The organism is Streptomyces sp. NPDC047853, assembly GCF_043204535.1.
In the GTDB taxonomy this organism is placed as follows: domain Bacteria; phylum Actinomycetota; class Actinomycetes; order Streptomycetales; family Streptomycetaceae; genus Streptomyces.
In genome coordinates this window covers 314,658-338,842 of sequence record NZ_JBIDCI010000007.1, presented here as the reverse complement: position 1 = coordinate 338,842, position 24,185 = coordinate 314,658, and the positions used below count along the sequence as shown (strand labels likewise).

Genomic DNA, 24,185 nt, shown 5'->3' with positions numbered 1-24,185 from the left:
CGAGCCGACGTGCTCTTCGCGATGCTCCGCGACGGCACCTTCTACGAACCCCAACCCGCCCCATCAGCTTGACCAAACTCATAGGGGCACCCCCCCCCGGCGGCAAGCCGCCATCTGCACTCCGCCGGCCGCCCGCCGCGCGCGACGACGGGCCCCCGTCCACCCAGGCGCGTCTCACCCGATGTCGGGCGGATCGATCCGCACCCACACCGCCGTCTCGCTCCCCCGCGCCATCCGGGCCGCCTGAGCGGCCTTCAGCGCACCCGCCAGCGCCGCGCCGCGTCCCGGTGGCACCCGGACCAGCGCCCGCTCCCAGTGCTCCCCAGGCGGCGGGTCACCCACCCGTCGGGGGCGCCCCGCGGACGTGACCGGCAGCGGCACCGGGCCCAGCACCTCGGCCTCGGCCGGCAGCTCGACGGAACGCAGGAAACCGGCCACCGCGTCCGGCGGGCCCGCCACCGACGCCATCCGGGACACCGGCGGGAAGCCCAGCTCGGCCCGCTCGGCCAACTCCCGCACCGCATGGCCGACGGGGTCCCAGCGCACCAGGGCCTGCACCGGCCGCAGGGTCGGCTCGGCGACCGCGACGACCGTGCCCCCGGCGCCCTGCGAGCGCACCAGCGCGGCGGCGGCCAGCCAGCGCCGCAGCGCGTCCTCGCCGGCGCGCAGATCGGCCCGTCCGAGCATCGCCCAGCCGTCGAGCAGCAGGGCCGCCGCGTAACCGCCCTCCGCGACGGGCTCGGCACCCGGTGTACTCACGACCAGGGCGGGAGCGTCGGACACGGTGTCCAGCACATGCTCGCGCCCCGAGGTGCGCACGGGGACCGCCGGGAACGCCCGTCCCAGCTCCTCGGCCGTGCGCCGGGCCCCCACGACCTGTGCGCGCAGCCGGAACGCCCCGCACTCCGGACAGTGCCAGCCGCCCTCCTCGCGCCCGCACCAGCCGCAGCGCAGCGCGGCGTCGGACTCCTGGCCCTCCAGCGGCCCGGAGCAGTGCCGGCACCGCGCGGGCGTACGGCAGGCGGCGCACGCCATCCTCGGCACGTAGCCCCGCCGGGGCACCTGCACGAGCACCGGTCCCTGCCGCAGTCCGTCCCGGACGACCTGCCAGGCGAGGGTCGGCAGCCGCGCGGCCCGGGCCGCCTCGTCGCGCGCCAGGTCCGCGTCGCCCACGGTCCGCACCAGCGGGGCGGCGGACCGCACCTGCTCCCGCGCGGCGACCAGGGGCCGGGCCCAGCCGGTCTCCACGAGCTGGGCTGCCTCCACGGTGCAGCTCCAGGCCCCCAGCAGGAAGGCGCACCGGTCCTGGGCCGCGCGCAGCAGCAGGACGTCACGCGCGTGCGGCTGCGGGGCGTGGGGCTCGCCGTGGCTGTCGTCGCCGTCGTCCCACAGGGCGACCAGCCCCAGATCCCGCACCGGCGCGAACATGGCGGCGCGCGTCCCGATGACGGCCCGCACCGCGCCCCGGCGCACCGCCAGCCACTGCGCGTACCGCTTCTCGGGCCCGGCGTCGGCGGTGAGCACCGCGTGCCGTCCCTCGCCGAGCAGGGCGGTCAGTGCCGCGTCGGCGCGGGCGACGGCCCGTCCGTCCGGCAGGACGACGAGCGCGCCGCGCCCGGAGGCCAGCGTCGCCGCGACGGCCCGGGCCAGCTCCTCGCTCCACTGCGGGCCGGGCAAGGCGTTCCACACCGCGCGCGGCGCGCCACCGGAGGCGAGGGCCGCGACGAAGGCCGCTCCCTGCTCGTAGCGCGTCCAGGGGCCCGGGGCGGGCACCGCCGGCGGGGGCAGCGGGTCCGGTGAGGTCCGCTTCTCGGCACGCGCGTTGCGCGGGGGCACGGCGAGCTGCAGCACGTCGGCGAGGCTGCCCGCGTACCGGTCGGCGACCGCCCGCGCGAGCCCCAGCAGCTCCTCGTCGAGCACCCGCTCGGGCGACACGACCTGGGCCAGGGCGGCGAGGGGCCCCGCGTAGTCGGACTCGGCGAGCCGCTCGACCAGGAAGCCGTCGATGAGCCCGCCCCCCTCGCGCCGGCCGTCCCGCACCCGGTGGCGTCCGGCGCCGAAGCGCACCCGCACCCGCACACCGGGCTGGGCGTCGGCGTCCAGCTCCTCGGGGACGGCGTAGTCGAAGTACCGGTCGAGGTGGAGTACGCCCTTGTCGACGAGGACCCTGGCCACGGGCAGCTCCTTGGCCAGCGCCGCTCCGCGCCAGGTCCGCGGCTTGGCACGGGGCGCCTTCGCTTGGCGCACGCTCTCCCGGATGAGCGCGAGCTGCTCGGGCGGCGCGTCCTCCGCGCCGCCGCCCCCCGGTTCGTTCTCGCTGCTCACGCCTGCATTCTTACCAAAGTCCACTGACAACGAGGACGGGCCCGGGTCCGCGCCCGTTCGCCGACCGCGGCCCGCCCCCACCGTGCGCCACGCCGCCCCACCGGCCGTCTCCGGCGGACGCTCCCGGGCTGCGGACGCCGTCCGCGCCCGCAGCCCGGACGCACCGAGGCCCGGTGCCCCCGCCGTGGGGGCACCGGGCCTCGCCGCGTAGCCGTCGGGCGGGCGCGTTACAGCCCGGCCGCCTGCCGCAGCGCGTCCACGCGGTCCGTGCGCTCCCACGTGAAGTCGGGAAGCTCACGGCCGAAGTGGCCGTACGCGGCGGTCTGGGCGTAGATCGGGCGGAGCAGGTCGAGGTCGCGGATGATGGCGGCCGGACGGAGGTCGAAGACCTCGTCGATCGCCTTCTCGATCTTCTCCGCGTCGACCTTGGCGGTGCCGAAGGTCTCCACGAACAGGCCGACCGGCTCGGCCTTGCCGATGGCGTAGGCGACCTGGACCTCGCAGCGGGCGGCGAGGCCCGCGGCGACCACGTTCTTGGCGACCCAGCGCATCGCGTACGCGGCGGAGCGGTCGACCTTGGACGGGTCCTTGCCCGAGAAGGCGCCGCCGCCGTGGCGGGCCATGCCGCCGTAGGTGTCGATGATGATCTTGCGGCCGGTCAGGCCGGCGTCGCCCATCGGGCCGCCGATCTCGAAACGACCGGTGGGGTTGACCAGGAGGCGGTAGTTCTCCGTGTCGAGCTTGATGCCGTCGTCCAGCAGCGCCTTCAGCTCCGGCTCGACGACGAATTCCTTGATGTCGGGCGCGAGGAGCGATTCCAGGTCGATGTCGCTCGCGTGCTGCGACGAGACGACGACTGTGTCAAGTCGGACGGCCTTGTCGCCGTCGTACTCGATGGTGACCTGTGTCTTGCCGTCGGGACGCAGGTACGGGATCGTCCCGTTCTTGCGGACCTCGGACAGGCGCTTGGACAGGCGGTGCGCCAGGAAGACCGGCAGCGGCATCAGCGTCGGCGTCTCGTCGGACGCGTAGCCGAACATCAGGCCCTGGTCGCCGGCGCCCTGCCGGTCCAGCTCGTCCTCGTCGCCCTCGACCCGGGTCTCGTAGGCCGTGTCGACGCCCTGCGCGATGTCCGGGGACTGGGCGCCGATCGAGACCGAGACACCGCAGGAAGCGCCGTCGAAGCCCTTCTTCGAGGAGTCGTAGCCGATCTCCAGGATCTTGCCGCGGACCAGCGTGGCGATGTCCGCGTAGGCCTTGGTGGTGACCTCACCGGCCACGTGCACCAGACCGGTGGTGATCAGGGTTTCGACGGCGACCCGGGAGGTCGGGTCCTCACGCAGAAGCGCGTCGAGAATGGTGTCGCTGATCTGGTCAGCGATCTTGTCGGGGTGACCTTCGGTCACGGACTCCGAGGTGAAAAGGCGACGGGACACAACGCTCCCTGGGGTTGCAGCGGCTGCTGGCTGATCATTGGTGGACGGCACGGGGAGCTGCACCCGGCGACGTCCGAGAACAGTTTATCGGTCGCACTCGGCCGCGGACCCACCCGTCTCAGCTCTCGGGAGTGCTGTGACCTGCGGCACGGGCATTCTGCCCAGAACGAAGCGCCGATGGCCAGGGGCGCCACGCTCGAATGCGCGGGGTTCGCGAGGACCGGCGGAACGAATGAGTCATTCAGCCGAGCCGTTCGGCCACGAGGTCCCACACGGTTTCGGCCAGCTCCTCCTTCGGACCGTGGGCCACCGGGGTCTCGGTGCCGTCGGCGCCGAGGACCACGGCCTCGTTCTCCTCGGAGCCGAAGGTCTTGCGCTCCCCCACCTCGTTCACCACGAGGAGGTCGCAGCCCTTGCGCTTCAGCTTGGCCCGTCCGTTGGCGAGGACGTCGTCCGTCTCGGCGGCGAAGCCGACGACCACCTGCCCCGGTCGGGCCCGGTCCGCGGCGATCTCCGCGAGGACGTCCGGGTTGCGCACGAGGGTGATCGGCGCGGGTTCCTGGTCGTCCTTCTTCTTGATCTTGCCGGTGGCGTACGTCGCCGGGCGGAAGTCCGCGACCGCCGCCGCCATGACCACGGCGTCGGCGTCCGCCGCGGCGGTGAGCATCGCCTCGCGCAGCTCGACGGCGGTGCCCACCGGGACCACGTCCACGCCGGCCGGGTCCGGCAGCGAGGCGTTGGCCGCGACCAGCGTGACGCGGGCGCCCCGGGCGGCGGCGGTGCGGGCCAGGGCGTAGCCCTGCTTGCCCGAGGAGCGGTTGCCGAGGAAGCGGACCGGGTCGAGGGGCTCCCTGGTGCCGCCGGCGCTCACGACCACGTGGCGGCCGGCGAGGTCGGGCTCGGCCGCACCGCGGGCGAGGACCCGGCGGCACACCTCGAAGATCTCGCCCGGGTCGGGCAGCCGCCCCTTGCCGGTGTCGACGCCGGTGAGGCGGCCGACGGCGGGTTCGACGACGACGGCCCCGCGGCGGCGCAGCGTCGCCACGTTCTCCTGGGTGGCCGGGTGCTCCCACATCTCCGTGTGCATGGCGGGGGCGAAGACGACCGGGCAGCGGGCGGTGAGCAGCGTGTTGGTGAGGAGGTCGTCGGCGAGTCCGTGGGCGGCCTTGGCGAGCATGTCCGCGGTGGCCGGGGCGACGACGACCAGGTCGGCGTGCTGGCCGATGCGCACGTGCGGGACCTGGTGGACGTCGTCCCACACCTCGGTCGACACGGGGTTGCCCGAGAGGGCGGACCAGGTGGCGGCGCCGACGAAGTGCAGCGCGGAGGCGGTGGGGACGACCCGTACCTCGTGTCCCGACTCGGTGAACCTGCGCAGCAGCTCGCAGGCCTTGTAGGCGGCGATACCGCCGCTGACCCCCAGAACGACCTTGGGCTTGTCCACCGTCTCTCCCCGGCTCGGATAACGCGCTCGGACCACGCGTACGACCCATCACACACCACAGGCCCGACAGTCGGACTGCCGGGCCTGTGGAAAAGTCAGCGCGAGGCTGAAAATAGTACCGCCGGTGTTACTGCGCCGGGCCTTCGATGGCCTCGGAGGTCAGCAGCCCCGCGTTGATCTCGCGCAGCGCGATCGAGAGCGGCTTCTCGTGGACGTGGGTGTCCACCAGCGGACCGACGTACTCGAGGAGGCCCTCGCCGAGCTGCGAGTAGTACGCGTTGATCTGGCGGGCCCGCTTGGCCGCGTAGATCACGAGGCTGTACTTCGAGTCCGTGGCCTCGAGGAGCTCGTCGATCGGCGGGTTGATGATGCCCTCGGGCGCGGAGATGGAAGAGGACACGCTCTACCTTCCGATGGATGGGAAAGATGAAGTCGGGGTGATCACAGGGTGATCAGTACAGACTGACCAGTAACGATCACACGACGTTCGTCAAGGCTAGCAGCTCGCGGGCCACGTCCTCGACGGAGGTGTTGACCAGGGTCTCGTCGAACTCCGACTCGGCCGCCAGCTCCACCTTGGCCGCGGCGAGCCGGCGCTCGATCACCTCCGGCGGTTCGGTCCCCCGGCCGGTGAGCCTGCGCACCAGCTCCTCCCAGGAGGGCGGGGCCAGGAAGACCAGCTGGGCCTCCGGCATGGACTCGCGGACCTGCCGCGCGCCCTGGAGGTCGATCTCCAGGAGCACCGGCTCACCGGCCTCCAGGCGCTCCAGGACGGCCGTACGCGGTGTGCCGTAGCGGTTGCCGGCGAACTCGGCCCACTCCAGCAGCTCACCGTTGGCGATCAGCTTGTCCATCTCCTCGTCGGTGACGAAGAAGTAGTGGACGCCGTGCTGCTCGCCGGGGCGGGGCCGGCGGGTCGTCGCCGAGACCGACAGCCATACCTCGGGGTGTTCCATGCGCATATGGGCGACGACCGTGCTCTTGCCGACCCCCGAGGGGCCGGAGAGCACGGTCAGCCGCGGACGTGCGTCCGGGGGTACGGGGGACGTCCCCCGGGGTGTTGCAGCCATGCAGCGATTATTCCAGCAATCCCGGAGTGGTCCGGACTCAGCTGCCGGTGCTGCCGAACTCGCGCTCCAGGGAGGCGATCTGGTTGGAACCGAGCCCGCGCACACGGCGGCTCTCGGAGATGCCCAGTCGCTCCATGATCTGCTTGGCACGGACCTTGCCCACGCCCGGCAGGGACTCGAGGAGGGCGGAGACCTTCATCTTGCCGATGACGTCGTTCTCCTGGCCCTGCTTGATGACCTCGTGGAGGGAGGCGCCGGAGTGCTTGAGTCGATTCTTGACCTCGGCCCGCTCCCGGCGAGCCGCGGCGGCCTTTTCGAGCGCGGCTGCGCGCTGTTCAGGGGTAAGGGGCGGAAGAGCCACGCCTACGTCACCTCGGATGTCGAACTGTCGGATACGGACCGGTGAGGAACCTAGTCGCCCCACACCTGGGGAGCCACGAGCAACACGCTCGCCCGTTGACTCTTCCCGGAGACTAGCGTCCAAGTCCTTCAGAGTCAGCGAGAACAGCGGAAAAGTCCTGGTCAGCCTCCGTCAGGACGGACATTCCTGACATATTGCCTCGGATTTGAGGATGTATCCAGGCTCAGGCGGTCGTGACCGCGCCACGGATCTCCTCCGCGAAGCGGTCCGCGGCCGTCCGCAAGGCGTCCACATCGGGGCCGTGACGGAGAACACCCCGGCTGACGTTGGGTACGACGTTGCGCGACGCGGCGCCGAAGACCCGCGGCAGATCCGCGGGGGTGGCCCCCTGGGCGCCGATGCCCGGTGCCAGGAGCGGGCCGTTGATGTCCAGGTCGTACGACGACAGGTCGCCGAGGGTGGCGCCCACCACGGCGCCGAAGGAGCCGAGCGGCTCCTCGCCCGCGTTCTCGGCGGCCAGGTGCGCCAGCATCGTCGCCCCGACGCCCCGCCCGTCCGCGCGCACCGCGTGCTGGACCTCGCCGCCCTCCGGGTTCGAGGTCAGCGCCAGGACGAACAGGCCCGCGCCGTTCTCGCGCGCCATGTCGACGGCCGGCTTCAGGGAGCCGTACCCGAGGTACGGCGAGACGGTCAGCGCGTCGGAGAACAGCGGGGCGTCCCTGTGCAGGAACGACTCGGCGTACGCGGCCATGGTCGAGCCGATGTCGCCGCGCTTGGCGTCCATGACGACCAGGGCGCCGGCCGCCCGGGCCTCCTCGACCGCCTTCTCCAGGACGGCGACGCCGCGCGAGCCGAAGCGCTCGAAGAAGGCGCTCTGCGGCTTGAGGACGGCCACCCGGTCGGCCACCGCCTCCACCACAGTGCGACTGAAGCGCTCCAGGCCCGCCACGTCGTCGCCGAGACCCCACTCGGCGAGCAGGGAGGCGTGCGGGTCGATGCCGACGCACAGCGGGCCGCGCTCGTCCATCGCGCGGCGCAGCCGGGCGCCGAAGGGTTCGGGTACCGCCGTGCCGCTCATCGGGACTTCCTCACGTCGGCGCCGACCGCGTCGGCGAGGGTGGCGTACGGGCTCTGCCGCAGGCGCGCGGCGAGGCCCTTGTGGACGGCGCGGCCCCAGAAGGGCCCTTCGTAGACGAAGGCGCTGTAGCCCTGGACCAGGGTGGCGCCCGCCAGGATGCGCTGCCAGGCGTCCTCGGCGCTCTCGACGCCGCCGACGCCCACCAGGGTGATGCGGTCGCCCACGCGCGCGTAGAGGCGGCGCAGCACCTCCAGGGACCGCTCCTTGAGGGGGGCGCCGGAGAGGCCGCCGGTCTCCCGGACGAGGACGGGCGAGGAGGTGAGGCCCAGCCCTTCGCGCGCGACGGTGGTGTTGGTGGCGATGATGCCGTCGAGGCCCAGCTCCACGGCCAGGTCGGCGACCGCGTCGACGTCCTCGTCGGCGAGGTCCGGCGCGATCTTGACCAGGAGGGGGACGCGCCGTGCGGTGACCGCGCGGTCGGCGGCCTCGCGGACGGCGCTCAGCAGCGGACGCAGGTGGTCGACCGCCTGGAGGTTGCGCAGGCCCGGCGTGTTCGGCGACGACACGTTGACGACCAGGTAGTCGGCGTAGGGCGCCAGTCGTTCGGCCGACTTCACGTAGTCGCCGGCCGCCTCCTCCTCGGGCACGACCTTGGTCTTGCCGATGTTGACGCCGACGACCGTCCGCAGGACGGGCGTCCGGGAGGCCAGGCGGGCGGCCACGGCGAGCGAGCCGTCGTTGTTGAAGCCCATGCGGTTGATCAGGGCCCGGTCGCCGACCAGGCGGAACAGCCGCTTCTTGGGGTTGCCGGGCTGCGGCTCCCCGGTGACGGTGCCGATCTCGACGTGGTCGAAGCCGAGCATCGCCATCCCGTCGACGGCGACCGCGTTCTTGTCGAAGCCGGCGGCCAGCCCGAAGGGGCCGTGCATCCGCAGGCCGAAGGCCTCGGTGCGCAGCTCCTTGTACCGGGGGGCGAGCACGGCCGCGACGAAGGTGCGCAGGACGGGGACGCGGACGGCGAGGCGGATCCAGCGGAAGGCCAGGTGGTGGGCGGTCTCCGGGTCCATCCGTCGGAAGACCAGGCGGAAGAAGAGTTCGTACATCTCTCAGGCTCTCGGTGTCCTCATGAGGAACCGTCCTCATGAAGAGGGGGACACCGTTTCCGGTGTCCCCCTCGGGGCTGCTAGTCGCGGGCCGCGGTCAGGAACGCGGCGTGTTCCTGGAGGGAGCGCACTCCCACGTCGCCGTGGTTGAGGGCGTCGATGCCCTGGACCGCCGCGGCGAGCGCCTGGACGGTCGTCAGGCACGGCACGGAGCGGGCCACGGCCGCCGTGCGGATGTCGTAGCCGTCGAGGCGGCCGCCGGTGCCGTACGGGGTGTTGACGATGAGGTCGACCTGGCCGTCGTGGATCAGCTGGACGATGGTCTTCTCGCCGTTCGGGCCGGTGCCCTCGGACTGCTTGCGCACGACGGTGGCGTTGATGCCGTTGCGGCGCAGGACCTCGGCGGTGCCGGAGGTGGCCATCAGCTCGAAGCCGTGGGCGACCAGCTCACGCGCCGGGAAGATCATCGAGCGCTTGTCGCGGTTGGCGACCGAGATGAAGGCGCGCCCCTTGGTCGGCAGCGGCCCGTAGGCGCCCGCCTGCGACTTGGCGTAGGCCGTGCCGAAGACGGAGTCGATGCCCATGACCTCGCCGGTGGACCGCATCTCCGGGCCGAGGACGGTGTCGACGCCGCGGCCGTGGATGTCCCGGAAGCGGGACCACGGCATCACGGCCTCCTTGACGGAGATCGGCGCGTCCAGCGGCAGCTCGCCGCCGTCACCGGTGGCCGGGAGCAGGCCCTCGGCGCGCAGCTCGGCGATGGTGGCGCCGAGCGAGATGCGGGCGGCGGCCTTGGCCAGCGGCACCGCGGTCGCCTTCGAGGTGAAGGGGACGGTGCGCGAGGCGCGCGGGTTGGCCTCCAGGACGTAGAGGATGTCCCCGGCCAGCGCGAACTGGATGTTGATCAGGCCGCGCACGCCGACGCCCTTGGCGATGCCCTCGGTGGAGGCGCGCAGCCGCTTGATGTCGAAGCCGCCCAGCGTGATCGGGGGCAGGGCGCACGCCGAGTCACCGGAGTGGATGCCGGCCTCCTCGATGTGCTCCATGACGCCGCCGAGGTACAGCACCTCGCCGTCGTACAGGGCGTCGACGTCGATCTCGATGGCGTCGTCCAGGAACCGGTCGACCAGGACCGGGCGGGACGGGCTGATCTCGGTCGACTCGGCGATGTACGACTCCAGGCGGGTCTCGTCGTAGACGATCTCCATGCCACGTCCGCCGAGGACGTAGGAGGGCCGCACGAGGACCGGGTAGCCGATCTCGTCGGCGATGGCCTTGGCCTCGGTGAAGGTGGTGGCGGTGCCGTGCTTGGGGGCGGGCAGGCCCGCCTCCTTCAGGACCCGGCCGAAGGCGCCGCGGTCCTCGGCGGCGTGGATGGCCTCGGGCGAGGTGCCGACGACCGGCACGCCGTTGTCCTTGAGCGCCTGGGACAGGCCCAGCGGGGTCTGGCCGCCGAGCTGGACGATCACGCCCGCGAGGGGGCCGGCCTGCTGCTCCGCGTGGACGATCTCCAGGACGTCCTCCAGGGTGAGCGGCTCGAAGTACAGCCGGTCGGAGGTGTCGTAGTCGGTGGAGACGGTCTCCGGGTTGCAGTTGACCATCACGGTCTCGTACCCGGCGTCGCTGAGCGCGAAGGAGGCGTGCACGCAGGAGTAGTCGAACTCGATGCCCTGGCCGATGCGGTTCGGACCGGAGCCCAGGATGATCACGGCCGGCTTCTCGCGGCGCGCGACCTCGCTCTCCTCGTCGTAGGAGGAGTAGAAGTACGGCGTCCGCGCGGCGAACTCGGCGGCGCAGGTGTCGACCGTCTTGTAGACCGGGCGGATGCCGAGCGCGTGCCGGACCTCGCGGACGACGTCCTCGCGCAGGCCGCGGATCTCGCCGATCTGCTGGTCGGAGAAGCCGTGTCGCTTGGCCTCGGCGAGCAGGTCGGGGGTCAGCTCGGGGGCTGCGGCCAGCTCGTCGGCGATCTCCTTGATCAGGAAGAGCTGGTCCACGAACCAGGGGTCGATCTTCGTGTACGCGAAGACCTCCTCGGGCGTGGCGCCGGCGCGGATGGCCTGCATGACGGCGTTGATCCGGCCGTCGGTGGGCCGGACGGCCTCTTCGAGGAGCGCGGTCTTGTCGCCGGGCTCGCCGACGAAGGTGAACTGGCTGCCCTTCTTCTCCAGGGAGCGCAGCGCCTTCTGGAAGGCCTCGGTGAAGTTGCGGCCGATGGCCATGGCCTCGCCGACCGACTTCATGGTGGTCGTCAGCGTGGAGTCCGCCGAGGGGAACTTCTCGAAGGCGAAGCGCGGAGCCTTGACCACCACGTAGTCGAGCGTGGGCTCGAAGGAGGCCGGGGTCTCCTGCGTGATGTCGTTGGGGATCTCGTCCAGCGTGTAGCCCACGGCGAGCTTGGCCGCGATCTTCGCGATCGGGAAGCCGGTCGCCTTGGAGGCGAGCGCCGAGGAACGCGACACGCGCGGGTTCATCTCGATGACGATGACGCGGCCGTCCGCCGGGTCGACCGCGAACTGGATGTTGCAGCCGCCCGTGTCGACGCCGACCTCGCGGATGATCGCGATGCCGACGTCGCGCAGCACCTGGTACTCGCGGTCGGTCAGCGTCATCGCGGGGGCGACGGTGATCGAGTCGCCGGTGTGGACGCCCATGGGGTCGAAGTTCTCGATGGAGCAGACGACCACGACGTTGTCGTTCTTGTCGCGCATCAGCTCCAGCTCGTACTCCTTCCAGCCGAGGATGGACTCCTCCAGGAGCACCTCGGTGGTCGGCGAGAGGGTGAGGCCCTGCCCGGCGATGCGGCGCAGCTCCTCCTCGTCGTGCGCGAAGCCGGAGCCGGCGCCGCCCATGGTGAAGGAGGGGCGGACGACGACCGGGTAGCCGCCGAGTTCCTCGACGCCCTTGAGGACGTCGTCCATGGAGTGGCAGATGTAGGAGCGGGCCGACTCGCCGTGCCCGATCTTCTTGCGGACCTCCTCGACGACCTCCTTGAACAGGTCGCGGTCCTCGCCCTTGTTGATGGCCTCGACGTTGGCGCCGATCAGTTCGACGCCGTACTTCTCCAGGACGCCGTTACCGTGCAGCGAGATGGCGGTGTTGAGCGCCGTCTGGCCGCCCAGGGTGGGCAGCAGCGCGTCGGGGCGCTCCTTGGCGATGATCTTCTCGACGAACTCGGGGGTGATCGGCTCGACGTAGGTGGCGTCGGCGATCTCCGGGTCGGTCATGATCGTCGCCGGGTTGGAGTTCACCAGGATGACGCGCAGGCCCTCGGCCTTGAGCACGCGGCAGGCCTGGGTGCCGGAGTAGTCGAACTCGGCGGCCTGGCCGATGACGATCGGGCCGGAGCCGATGACCAGGACGGACTGGATATCGGAGCGCTTAGGCACGCTGGCCCTCCATCGAAGCGGTGCTCATCAAAGACGTGAAGCGGTCGAACAGGTAGGCGGCGTCGTGCGGGCCGGCCGCCGCCTCGGGGTGGTACTGGACGCTGAAGGCCGGCCGGTCGAGGAGCTGGAGGCCTTCCACCACGTTGTCGTTGAGGCAGACGTGGGAGACCTCGGCGCGCCCGTAGGGGGTGTCGGAGACCTTGTCGAGCGGGGCGTCGACGGCGAAGCCGTGGTTGTGCGCGGTGACCTCGACCTTGCCGGTCGTGCGGTCCTGCACCGGCTGGTTGATGCCGCGGTGGCCGTACTTCAGCTTGAAGGTGCCGAAGCCGAGGGCGCGGCCCAGGATCTGGTTGCCGAAGCAGATGCCGAAGAGCGGGGTGCCGCGCTCCAGGACGCCCTGCATCACGGAGACCGGGTGGTCGGCGGTGGCGGGGTCGCCGGGGCCGTTGGAGAAGAACACGCCGTCGGGGTTGACGGCGTAGACGTCCTCGACGGTGGCCGTGGCGGGCAGGACGTGCACCTCGATGCCGCGCTCGGCCATGCGGTGCGGGGTCATGCCCTTGATGCCGAGGTCGATCGCGGCGACGGTGAACTTCTTCTCGCCGATCGCCGGGACGACGTACGCCTCGGTGGTGGCGACCTCGGCGGAGAGGTCGGCGCCGGTCATCTCGGGGGCTTCCTGGACGCGGACCAGCAGCGCGGCGTCGTCCTGGATCGCGTCGCCGCTGAAGATGCCGACGCGCATGGCGCCGCGTTCGCGCAGGTGGCGGGTGAGGGCGCGGGTGTCGATGCCGGAGATGCCGACGACGCCCTGGGCGGCCAGTTCCTCGTCCAGGGTGCGCGTGGAGCGCCAGCTGGAGGGCACGCGCGCGGGGTCGCGCACGACGTAGCCGGAGACCCAGATCTTCTTGGACTCCATGTCCTCGTCGTTGACGCCGGTGTTGCCCACGTGCGGGGCGGTCATCACGACGACCTGGCGGTGATACGACGGGTCGGTGAGGGTCTCCTGGTAGCCGGTCATGCCGGTGGAGAACACGGCTTCGCCGAACGTGGCCCCCACGGCCCCGTAGGCGCGGCCGCGGAAGATCCGGCCGTCCTCCAGGACGAGTACGGCGGGAGTCCTGGACACTCCCCTGGTGGAGGTCGTCATCGTGCGCCTTCCGTTTCCGTCTTGTTGATCATGTCGTTCAGTGTTTCGACCCACTCGTTGTGCTCGGCCGCGTGGTCGGAGCGGAAACCGGAGTCGATCAGCTTGTCGCCGTGCTCCCAGGTGACGACCAGCAGGCCGCCCTCGGTGAGCACCTTGCCGGCGATGCCCTTGTCGAGCCGGGCCTCGCGCAGCGCGGTGACGGGGACGAAGAAGTCGGTCGCGCCGGGCCGCACCACGTCCAGTCCCGCGTCCGTCAGGGTGAGCTCGACCCGGCTGCGGGTGCCCAGGCCGTGCGCCACGATGCGGTCCAGCCACTGACCGGCGGTGGTGGAGCCGTGGTAGCGGCCGCTCATGCCCAGTCTCGCCGGGCCGGGGGCGTCCGGCGCGTCAGGAAGCTCCGGAAGGTCGCCCTGGAGGGTGCTGCGCCACTTCCAGCCCTCGCGCATCAGCCAGTAGACGAGCGCGACGAACAGGCCGAGGCCGACGACCCAGCCGATACGGGCGGCCCAGTCGGTCACTTCCGCCGATTCCTTCTCGGCGGCCAGCAGGATTACAGGTGTCACGTGAGCTTCCCGTCGACGAGCGTGGCCTTGCCCCGCAGCCACGTGTGCGTCACACGGCCCGGCAGCTCACGCCCCTGGTAGGGGGTGTTGCGGCTGCGCGAGGCGAAGCCCGCGGGGTCCACCTGGCCACGGTATGCCGTGTCGACGAGGGTGAGGTTGGCGGGCTCACCAGCCGAGACGGGACGGCCGTGCCCGGTGGCCTGTCCGATCTGCGCGGGCTTGAAGGACATCCGGTCGGCGACGCCGGCCCAGTCCAGCAGGCCCGTGTCCACCATCGTCTCCTGGACCACCGACAGGGCGGTCTCCAGGCCCACCATGCCCATGGCGGCGGCGGCCCACTCGCAGTCCTTGTCCTCGTGCGGGTGCGGGGCGTGGTCGGTGGCGACGATGTCGATGGTGCCGTCGGCGAGCGCCTCGCGCAGGGCGAGCACGTCCCGCTCGGTGCGCAGCGGCGGGTTGACCTTGTAGACCGGGTTGTACGACCGGACCAGCTCGTCGGTGAGGAGCAGGTGGTGCGGGGTGACCTCGGCGGTGACGTCGATGCCGCGGGACTTGGCCCAGCGGACGATCTCGACGCTGCCGGCCGTCGAGAGGTGGCAGATGTGGACGCGGGAGCCGACGTGCTCGGCGAGCAGCACGTCCCGCGCGATGATCGACTCCTCGGCGACCGCCGGCCAGCCGCCGAGGCCCAGCTCGGCGGAGACGACGCCCTCGTTCATCTGGGCGCCCTCGGTGAGCCGGGGCTCCTGGGCGTGCTGGGCGACGACGCCGCCGAAGGCCTTCACGTACTCCAGGGCGCGGCGCATGATCACCGCGTCGTGGACGCACTTGCCGTCGTCGGAGAAGACGGTGACGCCGGCCGCGGACTCGTGCATCGCGCCCAGCTCGGCGAGCTTGCTGCCCTCCAGGCCGACGGTGACGGCGCCGATGGGCTGCACGTCGCAGTAGCCGGACTCCTGGCCGAGCCGCCAGACCTGCTCGACGACGCCGGCGGTGTCGGCGACCGGGAAGGTGTTGGCCATGGCGAAGACGTTGGTGTAGCCGCCGCTCGCCGCCGCGCGGGTGCCGGTCAGGACCGTCTCGGAGTCCTCGCGGCCGGGCTCGCGCAGGTGGGTGTGGAGGTCGACCAGGCCCGGCAGCAGCACCTGGCCGGCCGCCTCGACGACCTCGGCGCCCTCGGCGGACAGGCCGGTGCCGACCTCGGCGACGGTGCCGCCGTCGATCAGCACGTCCTGCGGCTCGCCGCCGAGCACCTTCGCACCGCGGATCAGGGTCTTGCTCATCGTCTTACTTCTCCTCGGTGGTGCGGAGTTCGGAGGCGGGCGCGGAGCGCCTCGTTGAAAGGGTGGTGGCGGGCGACGGGTGGGCGACGGCGGGCTCGGCGCCGCCGAGCAGCAGGTACAGGACGGCCATCCGGACGGAGACGCCGTTGGTGACCTGCTCGACGACGGTGCAGCGGTCGGAGTCGGCGACCTCGGCGGTGATCTCCATGCCCCGCACCATCGGGCCGGGGTGCATGACGATGGCGTGGTCGGGCATCTTCGCCATGCGCTCGCCGTCGAGGCCGTAGCGGCGGGAGTACTCGCGCTCGGTGGGGAAGAACGCGGCGTTCATGCGTTCGCGCTGCACGCGCAGCAGCATCACCGCGTCGGACTTGGTCAGCGTGGAGTCGAGGTCGTAGGAGACCTCGCAGGGCCAGGTCTCGACGCCGACCGGCAGCAGGGTGGGCGGTGCGACGAGGGTGACCTCGGCGCCGAGGGTGTGCAGCAGGTCGACGTTGGAGCGGGCGACGCGGCTGTGCAGGATGTCGCCGACCAGGGTGACGCGGCGGCCGTCGAGGTCCTTGCCGAGGCCGGCGTCGCGGCCGACCAGCCGACGGCGCATGGTGAAGGCGTCCAGCAGGGCCTGCGTGGGGTGCTGGTGGGTGCCGTCACCGGCGTTGATGACGTGGGCGTCGATCCAGCCCGAGGTGGCCAGGCGGTAGGGGGCGCCCGAGGCGCCGTGCCGGATGACGACGGCGTCGACGCCCATCGCCTCCAGGGTCTGCGCGGTGTCCTTGAGCGACTCGCCCTTGGAGACGCTCGATCCCTTGGCGGTGAAGTTGATGACGTCCGCGGACAGGCGCTTCTCGGCCGCCTCGAAGGAGATCCGGGTCCGGGTCGAGTCCTCGAAGAAGAGGTTGACGACGGTACGGCCGCGCAGGGTCGGCAGTTTCTTGATCGGCCGGTCCGCGACCCGGGCCATCTCCTCGGCGGTGTCGAGGATCAGGACGGCGTCGTCGCGGGTGAGGTCGGCGGCCGAGATGAGATGACGCTGCATCTGTCAGGCTCCGTAGGGCGATTCTTGCGGAAGAGCGGGATAATTCGGGCGGCCGGGCGTGCGCGTGGGCACACCGAGCGGGTGTACGGCACGAGGGCGCGCGTACGTGAGGTTGCTACGGGTGGGCGCCCGGGGCGGCCGGCTTGGCGCCGAGCAGCACGGTGTCGCGACCGTCCTCCTCGGCGAGCTGGACCTTGACCGTCTCCCGCAGCGACGTCGGGAGGTTCTTGCCGACGTAGTCGGCGCGGATGGGCAGTTCACGGTGGCCGCGGTCGACGAGGACGGCGAGCTGCACCGCGCGCGGGCGGCCGATGTCGTTCAGCGCGTCGAGGGCGGCGCGGATGGTGCGGCCGGAGAAGAGCACGTCGTCGACGAGGACGACCAGGCGGCCGTCGATGCCGTCACCGGGGATCTCGGTGCGGGCCAGGGCGCGCGGCGGGTGCATGCGCAGGTCGTCGCGGTACATGGTGATGTCGAGCGAGCCGACCGGCATCTTCCGCTCGGTGATCTGCTCCAGCTTGTCGGCGAGCCGCCGGGCGAGGAAGACGCCACGGGTCGGGATGCCGAGGAGCACCACGTCGTCGGCGCCCTTGGCGCGTTCGACGATCTCGTGGGCGATGCGGGTCAGGACCCGTGCGATGTCGGGCCCTTCGAGAACGGGCCTGGCGTCCGCCTGGGCGTCGGCCCGCGTGCCCGGCTCGTCACGCTCGTCGTGCCTGCTGTGCTTGTCCATACGAAACGGACCTCCTTCTCCGCCTCACGGGACGGACCTTAAAGGACGTCGGGATGTGCGTCACCCACGGTATCAGGCTCACAGAGCGGCCCCGGTGACCCCCCGGACACTCCCCCGTCACCCTTCTGCCGCCCTCATGTCACCCGCTTGGAGCAATGGAGAGCGGATATCACGGAAGCGTCGGTGCGGACCATTCGGCTTGACGCAGGAGAGTAACGCTGCGTAACCTCACAGTGAGTTACCAGCCGCGCGGCACGCAACAGCAGTCCGCGTCGACACCTTGTCCGGGGAGCCATATGTCCAGCGAATACGCCAAACAGCTCGGGGCCAAGCTCCGGGCCATCCGCACCCAGCAGGGCCTTTCCCTCCACGGTGTCGAGGAGAAGTCACAGGGCCGCTGGAAGGCCGTCGTGGTCGGTTCGTACGAGCGCGGTGACCGAGCCGTGACCGTGCAGCGCCTCGCCGAGCTGGCGGATTTCTACGGCGTCCCCGTGCAGGAGCTGCTGCCGGGCACCACCCCCGGCGGCGCCGCCGAGCCGCCGCCGAAGCTGGTCCTGGACCTGGAGCGGCTGGCCACCGTGCCGGCCGAGAAGGCGGGCCCGCTGCAGCGGTACGCGGCCACGATCCAGTCGCAGCGCGGTGACTACAACGGCAAGGTGCTCTCGATCCGCCAGGACGATCTGCGCACGCTCGCCGTCATCTACGACCAGTCCCCCTCGGTCCTCACCGAGCAGCTGATCAGCTGGGGCGTCCTGGACGCGGACGCGCGCCGCGCGGTCGCGTCGCACGAGGAGCTCTGAGGCCGCGACCGGCTCAGCAGAAACGTGCCGCCGGGGTGGCCGGGACCAAGGGTCCCGGCCACCCCGGCGGCTTTGTCATGAGCCCCGTGCGGCGCGCGGCGGCCGGAGAACGCCGCAGGGCCCACAGCACATGGCCGTGGGCCCTCCGGCAGGGTGGGCGTCTCCCCCGGGGCGCCGCTCAGCTCTCGTCGTCGCGACGCAGCGAGGGCTTGAGGTCCTTCAGCCGGCCGAGCAGGCCGTTGACGAAAGCGGGCGACTCGTCCGTGGAGAACTCCTTCGCCAGCTGCACCATCTCGTCCAGGACGACGGCGTCCGGGGTCGCGTCCATCCAGATCAGCTCGTACGCACCCAGACGCAGGATGTTGCGGTCGACGACCGGCATGCGGTCCAGCGTCCAGCCGACCGAGTACTGGGCGATGAGCTCGTCGATGCGCTTGGCGCGCTCGGCGTAGCCCTCGACCAGCTCCATCGTGTACTCGCTCACCGGCGGCTGCCGGGTGTCGGACCGGGAGTGCCGGACCCAGTCGGCGAGCACCGTCAGGACGTCGGCGCCGCGCTGATCGCCCTCGAAGAGGATCTGGAAGGCGCGCTTGCGGGCCGTGTTGCGGGCAGCCACGGTTAGCTGTTCACCCGGCCGAGGTAGTCGCTCGTGCGGGTGTCGACCTTGATCTTCTCACCGGTGGTGATGAAGAGCGGGACGTTGATCTGGTGACCGGTCTCCAGGGTGGCGGGCTTGGTGCCGCCGGTGGAGCGGTCGCCCTGCACGCCCGGCTCGGTCTCCTGGATGACCAGCTCGACGGCGGCCGGCAGCTCGACGAAGAGCACCTCGCCCTCGTGCTGCGCGACGGTGGCGGTGAAGCCCTCGATCAGGAAGTTGGCGGCGTCGCCGACGGCCTTGCGGTCGACGTGCAGCTGGTCGTAGGTCTCCATGTCCATGAAGACGAAGTACTCGCCGTCCATGTAGGAGAACTGCATGTCACGCTTGTCGACAGTGGCCGTCTCGACCTTGACGCCGGCGTTGAAGGTCTTGTCGACGACCTTGCCGGAAAGCACGTTCTTGAGCTTGGTGCGCACGAAGGCCGGGCCCTTGCCGGGCTTGACGTGCTGGAACTCGACGACGGACCAGAGCTGGCCGCCTTCGAGCTTGAGCACCATGCCGTTCTTGAGGTCGTTCGTGGAAGCCACGGTTGCGGAATCTCCTGGACTGGACTGACGTGGACGACCCCGGTGCCGGCCTGCGCACAGCGTGAAGGCTAGAGCGCGAGCAGCTCCTTGGTCGTGATGGTGAGTAGCTCGGGTCCGCCGTCCGCCTCGGGGCGCACGACGAGCGTGTCATCGATCCGGACCCCGCCCCGGCCCGGGAGGTGGACCCCCGGTTCGACGGTGACCGGCACACAAGCGTCCAGTTTACCCATGGCCGCGGGGGCCAACTGCGGGTCCTCGTCGATTTCGAGTCCGACGCCGTGACCGGTGAGGTTCGGAAGGTTCTCCGCGTACCCGGCCGAGTCCAGTGCCTGGCGGGCCGCGCGGTCCACGTCACGGCAGGCGGCGCCCGGTGCGAGGGCCTCCCGGCCGGCCCGCTGGGCGGAGAAGACCAGGTCGTACAGCTCGATCTGCCAGTCGGCCGGCGAGGTGCCGATGACGAACGTACGGCCGATCTCGCAGCGGTACCCGCGATAGGTCGCGCCCAGGCAGACGGAGAGGAAGTCGCCCTCCTCCACCCGCCGGTCGGTGGGCCGGTGGCCGCGGCGCCCGGAGTTCGGGCCGGTGCCGACGGAGGTGGGGAACGCGGGGCCGTCGGCCCCGTGGTCGACGAGCCGGCGCTCCAGTTCCAGGGCGAGGTGCCGCTCGGTGCGGCCGACCAGGATGGACTCCAGCAGTTCACCGAGGGCCTGGTCGGCGATCTCGGCGCCGATGCGCAGACAGGAGATCTCCTCCTCGTCCTTGACGACCCTGAGCTGCTCGACCGCCTGACCGAGGTCGGTCAGGCGCAGCCGGGGTGCGACCGAGCCCATGGCGCGGTGCCGGACGACGGTGAGGTGGTGGTCCTCGGTGGCGAGGGACTCCGCGCCCTGGGCCGCGGCGAGGCCGGCGGCCGAGACGGCCGGGTCGCCGCCGGGGCCGGGCAGGGCGCGCACCGGGAGGGAGTCGTCGGGCCGGCCCTCGGTGGGCCGGTCGTCGAGCGGGCCGGAGCAGACCAGCAGGTCCTCGGTCTTGCCCAGCAGCAGCACGGCGCCGTGCGGGGCGGCGCCCGCGAGATAGCGCACGTTGGCGGGCCGGGAGACGAGCGCCGCCGCGCTGCCGCCCGCGTTGCAGCGTTCTCGTAGGCGCGTCCGGCGGGCCGCGTACACCTCTGACATGAGCCGAGCGTAAGAGCTCCGCCCGCAAGGCGCCGCTCGGGAGAGGCCGAGTGGGGAAGCGCGGGTGGTCGGTCCGCGGGAGCCGCTGGAGGTCGTGCGCCGTCAGGCCGCCGGTGAGGGCTGGTCGCGCAGTCCCCCGCGCCCCTTCGGGCGCCCCCGGTCCCTCTCGCTACCAGTTCGGGGGGCTCGCTATGGAACGGGCGAGGACCTCGTCCAGGACCCGGGCCGTTTCCGGTACGCCGAGCTGCGAGTTGTCGATGATCGGCAGGCCCGATCCGTACCAGCCGGCCATCCGGCCGTGGATGCGGGCCACCTCCTCGTCGGTGAGGCGGCGGTTGCCGCTGCGTTCGGCGTTGCGCTCCAGGACGACGTCCAGGCCCGGCAGGAGGACGACCGGGAGCAGGCCGGGGCCCACGTGCCGCTTCCAGCCGCCGAGCCCGACGACCGGGCGGTCCGGGAAGACGGCGTCGTCGAGGATGCAGGAGATGCCGTTGGCGAGGAAGTTGCGCGCGGAGAAGCCGCAGGTGCGGCGGGCGAGGCGGTACTGGGCCTCGGAGTTCTCGTTCCACCCGGTCTGGGGGTCGGCGAAGCCGGAGCGGACCCACTCGCGGACGTCGTCGAGGCTGATGTGCGCGGTGGGGACCCGGCGGTGGTCGGCCCAGTACTTGGCGACGCTGGTCTTGCCGGCGCCCGCGGGGCCGATGAGGAGCACCGCGAGGGTGGTCGTCGTCGGGTCGGGGGCGGCGGCCGTGGCCGGGGGCACGGCGACGGGCCCGCCGGGCGGCAGCGGTACGTGACCGGTGGTGTCCGGCGGGGGCGGGACGGGCGCCGCCCGGTGCGGTCCCGGGGCCGCGGCCTGGTGGGGCGCCACGGGGGGCGGGGCCTGGTGGGGCGCCACGGGGGGCGGGGCCTGCATCGGGTAGCCCGGCGCCGCGGGCGGCGGCACGGGGGCGGGGCCCTGCTGCGGGCCCGGGTGGTGCGCGGCCGGGGACCAGCCGACGGCCGGTCCGTGCCCCGGCTGATGGGGCGGCGGCAGCGGAGAACCCACTGCGTGCTGCATCCGGTGCCACTCCGTCTCGTACAGGCGATGGGCGCTGACAGCAGGAGGGGTCCCCCGCTTTCCCCCACAGCCTAGAGGGCGTGGGAGGACGACCGACCGAACGGTACCGCCCCCGGCCGTCGTTTGGTGAACGGCCGGGGGCGGCACGAAGTGCCCGTCGCGCGAGGCGAATCGGACGGAAGGTGCGCCGGGGTACTACTCGCCCACCTCGCCGTAGGCCGCGAGGAGGACGGCCGGGTCGGGTCCCTCCAGCACGGTGGGCTTGCCCAGGCCGTCCAGGACGATGAAGCGCAGCAGGTCCCCGCGGGACTTCTTGTCGATCTTCATGTTCTCGACGAGCTTGGGCCACTGGTCGTAGCGGTAGTGCAGCGGCAGCCCGACCGCTTCCAGGATGGTGCGGTGGCGGTCGGCGGTGGCGTCGTCCAGCCGGCCCGCGAGGCGGCCCAGTTCCGCGGCGAAGTGCATGCCGACGGAGACCGCGGCACCGTGGCGCCACTTGTAGCGCTCGTTCTTCTCGATGGCGTGGCCGAGCGTGTGGCCGTAGTTGAGGATCTCGCGGCGGCCGGCCTCCTTGAGGTCGGAGGAGACCACCTCCGCCTTCACCTTGATCGAGCGCACGATCAGCTCGGCCGTGTGCGGTCCGGCCGGGGTGCGGGCGGCCTGCGGGTCGGACTCGATCAGGTCGAGGATCGCCGGGTCGGCGATGAAGCCGGCCTTGATGACCTCGGCGAGGCCGGAGACGTAGTCGTTGACCGGGAGGGAGTCCAGCGCGGCCAGGTCGCACAGGACACCGGCGGGCGGGTGGAAGGAGCCGACGAGGTTCTTGCCCTCGGCGGTGTTGATGCCGGTCTTGCCGCCGACGGCCGCGTCCACCATGGCCAGCACGGTGGTCGGTACGGCGATCCAGCGGACACCGCGCAGCCAGGTCGCGGCCACGAAGCCCGCCAGGTCGGTGCTGGCGCCGCCGCCGACACCGACGACGACGTCGGTGCGGGTGAAACCGGACTGGCCGAGCGCCTTCCAGCAGTAGGCGGCGACCTCGGCGGTCTTCGCCTCCTCGGCGTTGGGCACCTGGATGGCGACGGCCTCGTAGCCCTGCTCGGCGAGGTCGGCGCGCAGCGCGTCGCCGGTCTCGGCGAGCGCCTCGGGGTGGATCACCGCGACCCGCTTGGCCTTGGTGCCGATCAGGCCGCCGAGCTCGCCCAGGAGCTGCCGCCCCACCAGGACCTCGTAGGGGTCGGACCCCTCGGTGCCGCCGACCTGGATCCGGGTGACTGCCTCGCTCATGCTTCCTTCAACTCCAGTGCGTCCAGGGCGGCTCGGGTGACTTCTTCGGGGGTGCGGCCGTCCGTGGCCACGACGACCGTGGCGAGCTCCTCGTACAGGTGACGGCGGGCCTCCATCAGCTCGCGCCACTGCTTGCGCGGGTTGACCGCGAGCAGGGGGCGGGCGGCGTTCAGGCCCGTGCGCCTGACGGCCTCCTCGACGTCCATGGAGAGGTAGACGACCCGTCGGCCGGCGAGCAGGGCCCGGGTGTCCGCGTCCAGGACGGCGCCGCCGCCGAGGGCGAGGACCCCGTCGTGTTCGGCGAGCGCGGTCCGTACGGCCTCCTTCTCCAGGGAGCGGAAGGCGTCCTCGCCCTCGTCCACGAAGATCTCGGCGATGGTCCGCCCCTGCGCGGAGACGATGTCCTCGTCCGTGTCCCGGTAGCCGGTGCCGAGGCGCTCGGCCAGCAGCTGCCCGACCGTGGACTTGCCGACGCCCATCGGTCCGACCAGCACGATCAGCGGCGTGCTCATCGGATGGCCAGGTTGTCGAGGTAGGAGCGCACGTTGCGGCGCGTCTCCGGCACGCTGTCGCCGCCGAACTTCTCGGCGACCGCGTCCGCCAGGACCAGGGCGACCATCGCCTCGGCGACGATGCCGGCGGCGGGCACCGCGCACACGTCGGAGCGCTGGTGGTGGGCCTGCGCGGCCTCGCCGGTGGCGACGTCCACGGTCTGCAGGGCGCGCGGCACCGTCGCGATCGGCTTCATCGCCGCCTTGACGCGCAGCAGCTCGCCGGTGGTCAGACCGCCCTCGGTGCCGCCGGAGCGGCCGGTGGCGCGCTTGATGCCGTCGGGGCCGGTCAGGATCTCGTCGTGCGCCTTCGAGCCCGGCACCCGGGCCAGCCCGAAGCCGTCGCCGACCTCGACGCCCTTGATGGCCTGGATGCCCATGAGGGCGGCGGCCAGCCGGGCGTCCAGCCGGCGGTCCCAGTGCACGTGCGAGCCGAGCCCGACCGGGACGTCGTACGCCAGGACCTCGACCACGCCACCGAGGGTGTCGCCGTCCTTGTGGGCCTGGTCGATCTCCGCGACCATCGCCTTCGAGGCGTCCGCGTCGAGGCAGCGCACCGGGTCGGCGTCCAGCTTCTCCACGTCGGCCGGGGTCGGGTACACGCCGTACGGGGCCTTGGCCGCCGCCAGTTCCACGACGTGGCTGACGATCTCGATGCCCGCCGTCTCCTTCAGGTACGACCGCGCCACGGCGCCGAGGGCCACCCGGGCGGCCGTCTCCCGCGCGGAGGCGCGTTCCAGGATCGGCCGGGCCTCGTCGAAGCCGTACTTCTGCATGCCCGCGAGATCGGCGTGGCCGGGGCGGGGGCGCGTCAGCGGGGCGTTGCGGGCGAGGCCGGCCAGCACCTCGGGGTCCACCGGGTCGGCGGCCATGACCTGCTCCCACTTCGGCCATTCGGTGTTGCCCACCATGACCGCGACCGGGGAACCGAGGGTGAGGCCGTGCCGGACGCCGCCGAGGAAGGTGACCTCGTCCCGCTCGAACTTCATCCGGGCACCGCGTCCATAGCCGAGCCGCCGCCTCGCCAGATGGTCCGCCACCATGTCCGTGGTGATCGGCACGCCGGCGGGCAGTCCCTCCAGCGTCGCGACGAGTGCGGGACCGTGGGACTCCCCCGCGGTCAGCCAGCGCAACCTGCTCAACGATGCTCCTCAGT

Annotated in this window: 22 protein-coding genes; 1 reads left to right on the top strand and 21 read right to left on the bottom strand. The window is 72.0% G+C overall.

Annotated elements, in window-relative coordinates; genetic code table 11:
• Positions 1-174: 174 nt before the first annotated feature.
• The 14 genes from ACGF5T_RS16770 to pyrR all read right to left on the bottom strand — a co-directional run bounded on the left by ACGF5T_RS16770 (position 175) and on the right by pyrR (position 16,971).
• Positions 175-2,325, bottom strand: a complete 2,151-nt coding sequence (locus tag ACGF5T_RS16770) for a primosomal protein N' (protein WP_366769258.1) — start codon at positions 2,323-2,325, stop codon at positions 175-177.
• A 227-nt stretch (positions 2,326-2,552) separates the two neighbouring features.
• Positions 2,553-3,761: a methionine adenosyltransferase gene (gene metK / locus ACGF5T_RS16765; RefSeq protein ID WP_356605652.1), complete on the bottom strand. Its 1,209-nt coding sequence runs from the start codon at positions 3,759-3,761 to the stop codon at positions 2,553-2,555.
• Between the two features lie 241 nt (positions 3,762-4,002).
• Positions 4,003-5,205, bottom strand: a complete 1,203-nt coding sequence (coaBC, locus tag ACGF5T_RS16760; RefSeq protein ID WP_356605654.1) for a bifunctional phosphopantothenoylcysteine decarboxylase/phosphopantothenate--cysteine ligase CoaBC — start codon at positions 5,203-5,205, stop codon at positions 4,003-4,005.
• A gap of 127 nt (positions 5,206-5,332) precedes the next feature.
• Complete coding sequence (gene rpoZ / locus ACGF5T_RS16755) at positions 5,333-5,605, bottom strand: DNA-directed RNA polymerase subunit omega (protein WP_003977348.1); 273 nt, start codon at positions 5,603-5,605, stop codon at positions 5,333-5,335.
• Positions 5,606-5,681: 76 nt separating this feature from the next.
• Positions 5,682-6,275, bottom strand: a complete 594-nt coding sequence (gene gmk / locus ACGF5T_RS16750; RefSeq protein ID WP_356605656.1) for a guanylate kinase — start codon at positions 6,273-6,275, stop codon at positions 5,682-5,684.
• A 37-nt stretch (positions 6,276-6,312) separates the two neighbouring features.
• Positions 6,313-6,636, bottom strand: a complete 324-nt coding sequence (locus tag ACGF5T_RS16745) for an integration host factor (RefSeq protein WP_003977346.1) — start codon at positions 6,634-6,636, stop codon at positions 6,313-6,315.
• A gap of 223 nt (positions 6,637-6,859) precedes the next feature.
• Positions 6,860-7,714 carry an orotidine-5'-phosphate decarboxylase gene (pyrF, locus tag ACGF5T_RS16740; RefSeq protein WP_356605658.1) on the bottom strand — a complete coding sequence of 285 codons (855 nt, stop codon included), beginning with the start codon at positions 7,712-7,714 and terminating at the stop codon, positions 6,860-6,862.
• Positions 7,711-8,817, bottom strand: a complete 1,107-nt coding sequence (locus ACGF5T_RS16735; RefSeq protein ID WP_366769257.1) for a quinone-dependent dihydroorotate dehydrogenase — start codon at positions 8,815-8,817, stop codon at positions 7,711-7,713. Before ACGF5T_RS16735 ends, pyrF begins: the two co-directional genes overlap by 4 nt.
• 80 nt (positions 8,818-8,897) lie before the next feature.
• Positions 8,898-12,206 (bottom strand): carbamoyl-phosphate synthase large subunit, encoded by a 3,309-nt coding sequence (gene carB / locus ACGF5T_RS16730; protein WP_366769256.1) that lies wholly within the window; start codon positions 12,204-12,206, stop codon positions 8,898-8,900.
• Positions 12,199-13,356 (bottom strand): glutamine-hydrolyzing carbamoyl-phosphate synthase small subunit, encoded by a 1,158-nt coding sequence (gene carA / locus ACGF5T_RS16725; protein ID WP_366769255.1) that lies wholly within the window; start codon positions 13,354-13,356, stop codon positions 12,199-12,201. The genes carB and carA overlap by 8 nt, the downstream gene beginning before the upstream one ends.
• Positions 13,353-13,919 (bottom strand): hypothetical protein, encoded by a 567-nt coding sequence (locus ACGF5T_RS16720; RefSeq protein ID WP_356605666.1) that lies wholly within the window; start codon positions 13,917-13,919, stop codon positions 13,353-13,355. Before ACGF5T_RS16720 ends, carA begins: the two co-directional genes overlap by 4 nt.
• Entirely contained in the window at positions 13,916-15,202 is a 1,287-nt protein-coding gene (locus ACGF5T_RS16715; RefSeq protein ID WP_356605668.1) for a dihydroorotase, read from the bottom strand. Before ACGF5T_RS16715 ends, ACGF5T_RS16720 begins: the two co-directional genes overlap by 4 nt.
• Positions 15,203-15,206: 4 nt before the next feature.
• Positions 15,207-16,238 carry an aspartate carbamoyltransferase catalytic subunit gene (locus tag ACGF5T_RS16710; RefSeq protein WP_356605670.1) on the bottom strand — a complete coding sequence of 344 codons (1,032 nt, stop codon included), beginning with the start codon at positions 16,236-16,238 and terminating at the stop codon, positions 15,207-15,209.
• A 115-nt stretch (positions 16,239-16,353) separates the two neighbouring features.
• Positions 16,354-16,971, bottom strand: coding sequence for a bifunctional pyr operon transcriptional regulator/uracil phosphoribosyltransferase PyrR (gene pyrR / locus ACGF5T_RS16705; RefSeq protein WP_356605672.1), 618 nt, complete (start codon positions 16,969-16,971; stop codon positions 16,354-16,356).
• Positions 16,972-17,267: 296 nt separating this feature from the next.
• Between pyrR and bldD the strand changes: the two genes are divergently transcribed.
• Positions 17,268-17,771: a transcriptional regulator BldD gene (bldD, locus tag ACGF5T_RS16700; protein WP_007447547.1), complete on the top strand. Its 504-nt coding sequence runs from the start codon at positions 17,268-17,270 to the stop codon at positions 17,769-17,771.
• Between the two features lie 178 nt (positions 17,772-17,949).
• On the opposite strand, the gene nusB is transcribed toward bldD, so the two are convergent.
• From nusB to aroC, 7 genes are all read right to left on the bottom strand, one after another.
• On the bottom strand, positions 17,950-18,387 hold the full coding sequence (gene nusB / locus ACGF5T_RS16695; RefSeq protein ID WP_356605674.1) for a transcription antitermination factor NusB: 438 nt from the start codon (positions 18,385-18,387) through the stop codon (positions 17,950-17,952).
• Between the two features lie 2 nt (positions 18,388-18,389).
• Entirely contained in the window at positions 18,390-18,956 is a 567-nt protein-coding gene (gene efp, locus ACGF5T_RS16690) for an elongation factor P (RefSeq protein WP_095933031.1), read from the bottom strand.
• Between the two features lie 68 nt (positions 18,957-19,024).
• Entirely contained in the window at positions 19,025-20,131 is a 1,107-nt protein-coding gene (locus tag ACGF5T_RS16685; protein WP_356605677.1) for an aminopeptidase P family protein, read from the bottom strand.
• A 169-nt stretch (positions 20,132-20,300) separates the two neighbouring features.
• A complete protein-coding gene (locus ACGF5T_RS16680) occupies positions 20,301-21,191 on the bottom strand; it encodes a Pro-rich N-terminal domain-containing protein (RefSeq protein WP_366768994.1) in 891 nt (296 codons plus the stop codon).
• A 195-nt stretch (positions 21,192-21,386) separates the two neighbouring features.
• A complete protein-coding gene (gene aroB, locus ACGF5T_RS16675) occupies positions 21,387-22,478 on the bottom strand; it encodes a 3-dehydroquinate synthase (protein ID WP_356605681.1) in 1,092 nt (363 codons plus the stop codon).
• On the bottom strand, positions 22,475-22,990 hold the full coding sequence (locus ACGF5T_RS16670) for a shikimate kinase (RefSeq protein WP_356605683.1): 516 nt from the start codon (positions 22,988-22,990) through the stop codon (positions 22,475-22,477). The genes aroB and ACGF5T_RS16670 overlap by 4 nt, the downstream gene beginning before the upstream one ends.
• Complete coding sequence (gene aroC, locus ACGF5T_RS16665) at positions 22,987-24,171, bottom strand: chorismate synthase (RefSeq protein ID WP_356605685.1); 1,185 nt, start codon at positions 24,169-24,171, stop codon at positions 22,987-22,989. The genes ACGF5T_RS16670 and aroC overlap by 4 nt, the downstream gene beginning before the upstream one ends.
• Positions 24,172-24,185: the final 14 nt, after the last annotated feature.